Source organism: Candidatus Fonsibacter ubiquis (assembly GCF_002688585.1).
Classification (GTDB): Bacteria; Pseudomonadota; Alphaproteobacteria; order Pelagibacterales; family Pelagibacteraceae; genus Fontibacterium; species Fontibacterium commune.
In genome coordinates this window covers 168,854-175,000 of sequence record NZ_CP024034.1, presented here as the reverse complement: position 1 = coordinate 175,000, position 6,147 = coordinate 168,854, and the positions used below count along the sequence as shown (strand labels likewise).

Sequence of the window (6,147 nt, the reverse complement as noted above, 5' to 3'; positions counted from 1 at the left end):
CGTTACATCTTCGGCGCAAAGTCTCTTAATTAGACCGGTGAGCTGTTACGCTTTCTTTAAAGGATGGCTGCTTCTAAGCCAACCTCCCGGCTGTTTTGGAGTCTTCACATCCTTTCACACTTAACTACGATTTTGGGACCTTAGATGGTGGTCTGGGTTTTTTCCCTCTCGACGATGGAAGTTAGCTCCCACCGTCTGTCTATTGAGAAACAATCTTGAGTATTCGGAGTTTTATTAGGTTTAGTAAGAATTTCTTCCCCCTAGCCTATTTAGTGCTCTACCCCTCAAGATCTTATTATTCAACGCACTACCTAAATAGTTTTCGCGGAAAACCAGCTATCTCCCAGTTTGATTGGCCTTTCACCCCTAATCACAAGTCATCCGAGCCTTTTTCAACAGGCACCGGTTCGGTCCTCCAGTAAGTGTTACCTTACCTTCAACCTGCTCATAACTAGATCACTAGGTTTCGGGTTCTTATCCGTACAACTCATCGCCCTATTCAGACTCGCTTTCGCTACGCCTACACCTTTTCGGCTTAAGCTTGCTGCACAGATAAAGTCACTGACCCATTATACAAAAGGTACGTCGTCACTCATATAGAGCTCCGACTGATTGTAGGCATCCGGTTTCAGGTTCTATTTCACTCCCCTAATAGGGGTTCTTTTCACCTTTCCCTCACGGTACTAGTTCACTATCGGTCACTGAAGAGTATTTAGGCTTAGAGGGTGGTCCCCCTATCTTCAAGCAGGATTTCTCGTGTCCCGCTTTACTCAAGAATCTTATTTGCTTTTACCTTTACGGGGCTATCACCCTCTATGGCAAACCTTTCCAGGTTTTTCTAGTTGTACAAATAAAACTACAGGCCTGTTCCGCGTTCGCTCGCCACTACTGACGGAATCTCAATTGATTTCTTTTCCTCTAGGTACTTAGATGTTTCAGTTCCCTAGGTTGCCTTTTCAAACTTATGTATTCAGTTTGAAATAACTCTTAAAGAGTTGGGTTTTCCCATTCGGAAATTTTCGGATCAAAGTTTACATACAACTCCCCGAAACTTATCGCAGTATATCACGTCCTTCATCGACTTTCAGTGCCAAGGCATTCACCAGACGCCCTTAAACGCTTGATTTATGCACAGAAAAAATTTTTCTGTGTAAATTGAATTTTTAAAATTTGTGAAAAATAAATTTTTCACAAGGATATAAAAATATTGATACAAATTAACAATGTTAAAGAATTTCTCTAAAATTTGGTGGAGGATAGCGGGATCGAACCGCTGACCTCCTGAATGCAAATCAGGCGCTCTACCAGCTGAGCTAATCCCCCTAATAAAAATGGTGGGCCGAGAAAGACTCGAACTTTCGACCCCACCCTTATCAAGGGTGTGCTCTAACCAACTGAGCTACCGGCCCTTTTGTTGAATGAACTCTTTTACAAACATTAGAGATAAGGAAGAGAAACGAGGACGGCTACAATGTACAATGTTAAGTGATAGTTCAAAAGTAAACTTTCGAACTGTCCTTAGAAAGGAGGTAATCCAGCCGCAGGTTCCCCTACGGCTACCTTGTTACGACTTCACCCCAGTCGCTGACTATACCTTGGTCAAACGCCTCCTTGCGGTTAGCAATCTGCTTTAAGGTAGAACCAACTTCCATGGTGTGACGGGCGGTGTGTACAAGACCCGGGAACGTATTCACCGTAGCACGCTGATCTACGATTACTAGCGATTCCAGCTTCATGCACTCGAGTTGCAGAGTGCAATCCGAACTGAGGTAGATTTTTGAGTTTAGCTTAGCGTCGCCACCTTGCATCTCATTGTCACTACCATTGTAGCACGTGTGTAGCCCAACCCGTAAGGGCCATGAGGACTTGACGTCATCCCCACCTTCCTCCAGCTTATCACTGGCAGTTCTTTCAGAGTACCCAGCATGACCTGATGGCAACTAAAAGTAGGGGTTGCGCTCGTTGCGGGACTTAACCCAACATCTCACGACACGAGCTGACGACAGCCATGCAGCACCTGTGTTCTGTCCGGCCGAACCGAAAAGTCTAGTTTCCTAAACTCGCGACAGACATGTCAAGGGTTGGTAAGGTTCTGCGCGTATCTTCGAATTAAACCACATGCTCCACCGCTTGTGCGGGTCCCCGTCAATTCATTTGAGTTTTAACCTTGCGGTCGTACTCCCCAGGCGGATTGCTTAATGCGTTAGCTGCGATACTGAAAATAAATTTCCAACATCTAGCAATCATCGTTTATGGTATGGACTACGAGGGTATCTAATCCTCTTTGCTACCCATACTTTCGCGCCTCAGCGTCAGTGTTGATCCAGAAAGCCGCCTTCGCAACTGGTGTTCTACATAATATCTACGAATTTCACCTCTACACTATGTATTCCGCTTTCCTCTATCAAACTCTAGTCGAGCAGTTTTAATTGCAGTTCCAAAGTTAAGCTTTGGGATTTCACAATTAACTAACTCAACGGCCTACGCGCGCTTTACGCCCAGTAATTCCGAACTACGCTAGGTCCCTTCGTATTACCGCGGCTGCTGGCACGAAGTTAGCCGGACCTTATTCTTAGGGTACAGTCATTATCTTCCCCTACAAAAGAGCTTTACAACCCAAAGGCCTTCTTCACTCACGCGGCATCGCTGCATCAGAGTTTCCTCCATTGTGCAAGATTCCCCACTGCTGCCTCCCGTAGGAGTCTGGGCCGTGTCTCAGTCCCAGTGTGGCTGATCATCCTCTCAGATCAGCTATTGATCATTGTCTTGGTGAGCCATTACCTCACCAACTAACTAATCAAATGCGGGCTCATCTTATGGCATTAAAACTTTCCCCGTAAGGGCTTATCCAGTATTAGCATCGGTTTCCCAATGTTGTCCTGAACCACAAGGCAGATTCCCACATGTTACTCACCCGTCTGCCACTCAGTATTGCTACTGCGTTCGACTTGCATGTGTTAGGCGTGCCGCCAGCGTACGTTCTGAGCCATGATCAAACTCTCAAGTTTAATAACGGCGTACACAAGCTTTTACTATCTGTTTAATTAAAAACAGCTTGTACAAAATTACTTTTGTATTTTTTATAGAAGTGTGTACAGCCAAATTTTTTTACAAATATAGCCGTCCACGCTTCTCTTCCTAATTTACGTTTTTAAAGAGCTCAACAAGACAACAAGAAATCTTATAGGATTTCTTTTTGTCTTATTTAAATTTTTATTATTTTGTCCCTAAATAATTAATTATTCAGGACAAGGGACGTTGTATGTACGTCTAAAATGTTGCTAAGTCAACACAGCTATTGGCCATTTAAACCCAATAAAATAGCCTCTGATTAGCTATAATCAGCGGTTACAACAACTTAAAATTGAGGTTTGGGATGACTCTAAAAAGCTAATAAGATATTTAAGTCAAAATGTATAAAAAGATCTTAAGTTACAGGCCAAACTTTAAACCTAGTTTAGTATTTTTACTAATTCCAATCCTAATTAGCTTTGTTTTTATAGCAAAGTCTTTTGATCAATATAGCGAAAGAGAAAATGGAGAAAGTAAAAATCAAGAATTAGAAAATAATTTAATTACAGTAAAAGACTTTTTATTTGGTCAATTTAATTCGGGCTCTGCTAAATTTGAATTTAATGCCCGAAATGGAGATAGCATTCAGAGAATTCTTTCAGATCAAAAAATTTCTCAAGCAGATATTAACAATGTCTTAAATGCTTTAAGACGAGAATATAATGTAGGACCACTAAGAAAAGATCAAAAAATTTATTTAATTGTAAAAAGAGAAAAAAATGGAAATTTTGTCTCAAGACTAACAGTAAATATTAATAATATCACATCTGTTCATGTCTTTTTAAATAAGGATAATCTTTATGAAGCAAAAAGAGTAACGAAAGTTTTAACAAAAAAAAATCATTTCGTTGAGACAACAATTGATCGTGGAATTTACAGATCTGCTAAGCAATCTGGTATTGAAAATAGTATTGTTGCTCAGTTTGCAAGACTTTATGGTTTTGAAGTAGATTTTCAAAGGGATTTAAAAAAGAATGATAAGATTAAAATATTTTACGAGCGTTATTTAGATGATGATGGAATTTCGCAACGAACGGGAAATATTATTTATAGTGAAATTATAAATGCTGATAAAAATATTATTCTTTATCGCTACGAATATCCAAATGGAACTATAGGTTACTTTACACCTGAAGGAAAAAGTATTGAAAAAAGTTTAATGAGAACTCCAATCAATGGAGCAAAACTTACTTCACGTTATGGATTTAGAATGCATCCTATTTTAGGTTTTAACCATTTACATCAAGGAACAGATTTTGCAGCACCAATTGGTACACCTGTGATGGCATCAGGATCAGGTACAGTAGAGTATGTGGGATGGAAAGGCGGATATGGAAAATACATTTCAATCCGTCATAGTGCTGTGTATCAAACGAATTATGCACATCTTCAAGACTATGCAAAAGGAATAAGACGAGGAGCTAAAGTTCAACAAGGACAAATTATTGGGTACTCAGGTAATACAGGAAGTTCCACAGGACCCCACTTACATTATGAAGTTGTAGTTAATGGAAAGAAAGAAAATTCGCAAACTCTAAAACTACCTTCCTCAGCTCCACTAGAGGGAAATAATAAAAATTTCTTTGAAATACAAAAACGAAATATTGATAATTTAATTTTAGAGAGCGCTAAAAAGAAATAATAAATTTTAAGATTTTTTAAGAATTGCCTTCGTTTTGATCTGAGCTGATATTTGCAACTGTTTCTTGCGGCTCATCTAAATGAACACCTGGGATTTTATTGATAATTTCTGTTGTCTCAGAAGGGGTCTCTGTTGTTGATCCATTTCTTTCAGATCTGTTCTGAGGCGGAGCTATTCTTATATAATGATCTGCATGCTGATAATAATTCTCAGCTAAAATAATATCTCCAGATGCGAGGGCTTCTCTTGCAAGACTATTATACTTTTCAACTAACTTATATGCACCATGGGCTGACCCATTATTTCTATACCCGTTATTTCCATTATTATTAAATGAGTGTTCTATGTTTTGAGATCTATTAGTTCTAAAACCACCACTACTTGGTCTTCTCATTCCGCTACCGCTTCTTTGATCAGGACGTCTTCTTGGTCTTCTTACAAAACTATTCATCAATTATTAGATTTAAAATTATTATTTATTGTTTGATTATTTTTAATTTAATTTTAGGGAAGAACTTAAACTTCCATAAATGTCATTTAATGTCAATTCTTAGTAATTATTATGGTTATTATTATAATGTTTTTAAAGTTTAGTTGCTAATAAACAACGAACTTGTTTGTTAATTAAAGTATATTTATCTAAAATTTTAAAGCGTTTTATTTTTAAATATTTCGCTACTATATGAAACTGATTATCACCAATTTCAAGTGCTAGCAAACCATTTATTTTTAAAATTTTTGAAGCCAAGTCTATAATTTTTAATAAAAAATCAACTCCTTGGACCCCGCCTTGTAAAGCAATTTTTGGTTCATAAAGCTTAATATCTAAATTTAAATTCTTTAATGAAACATCTGGTAAATATGGAGGGTTTGATACAATAATATCAAATTTTATATCAAATTTTATCTCTTCTAAATTAATGTTTTTAAACAATGCACGAGTGTTAACTTTTTGAGAGACAGAATTAATCTTTGCAATTGCAATTGCTTTTTTTGATTTATCTATTCCAATTCCTTTAGCTTTAATTAACTCTTTTAATAAAGATATTAAAATACATCCAGAACCTGTTCCTATGTCTAAAATATTTAAAAAAATTTTCTTATTATTTAAATGAGATAATATTAAATCGATTAACACCTCTGTTTCAGGTCTTGGTATTAGAACGGAGCGATCAACATAAAAATTTGTACTCCAAAATTCTTTATTATTAAGTATATAGGCAATGGGCTCTTTATTTACCCTTCTATTTATTAATTTCTGCAGTTCTTCAGTTTTATTATGTGAAAAATTTTCTTTTAATTTAGAATAAATACTTTCCCTTGGAATATTTATTAAATGTGAGACTAATATCTCAGAATCTAATCTAGAGTTTAAATTGTTACTTTTTTTTAACTCTTGTTCTGCAAAAGCTATTGCCTCATTAACTAACATA

At 37.1% G+C, this 6,147-nt stretch carries 3 protein-coding genes, 2 tRNA genes and 2 rRNA genes (1 of these 7 running past the window's edge); 1 reads left to right on the top strand and 6 read right to left on the bottom strand.

The window, feature by feature from the left end; genetic code table 11:
- The 4 genes from CR143_RS00980 to CR143_RS00965 all read right to left on the bottom strand — a co-directional run.
- Positions 1–1,126 (bottom strand): 23S ribosomal RNA (locus tag CR143_RS00980); it reaches 1,630 nt to the left of the window's first position.
- Positions 1,127–1,247: 121 nt separating this feature from the next.
- Positions 1,248–1,323, bottom strand: a tRNA-Ala gene (locus tag CR143_RS00975).
- A gap of 9 nt (positions 1,324–1,332) precedes the next feature.
- A tRNA-Ile gene (locus CR143_RS00970) sits at positions 1,333–1,409 on the bottom strand.
- A gap of 113 nt (positions 1,410–1,522) precedes the next feature.
- A 16S ribosomal RNA gene (locus CR143_RS00965) occupies positions 1,523–3,008 on the bottom strand.
- The 16S and 23S rRNA genes sit together here with 2 tRNA genes alongside, the layout of an rRNA operon.
- A gap of 404 nt (positions 3,009–3,412) precedes the next feature.
- Between CR143_RS00965 and CR143_RS00960 the strand changes: the two genes are divergently transcribed.
- Entirely contained in the window at positions 3,413–4,714 is a 1,302-nt protein-coding gene (locus tag CR143_RS00960; RefSeq protein WP_099339989.1) for a M23 family metallopeptidase, read from the top strand.
- Positions 4,715–4,730: 16 nt separating this feature from the next.
- Here the strand turns inward: CR143_RS00960 and CR143_RS00955 are convergent, their stop codons facing one another.
- Both CR143_RS00955 and prmC read right to left on the bottom strand, forming a co-directional pair.
- Positions 4,731–5,165, bottom strand: coding sequence for a DUF4167 domain-containing protein (locus CR143_RS00955; protein WP_099339988.1), 435 nt, complete (start codon positions 5,163–5,165; stop codon positions 4,731–4,733).
- A 132-nt stretch (positions 5,166–5,297) separates the two neighbouring features.
- Positions 5,298–6,146: a peptide chain release factor N(5)-glutamine methyltransferase gene (gene prmC, locus CR143_RS00950; protein WP_099339987.1), complete on the bottom strand. Its 849-nt coding sequence runs from the start codon at positions 6,144–6,146 to the stop codon at positions 5,298–5,300.
- Position 6,147 lies beyond the last annotated feature (1 nt).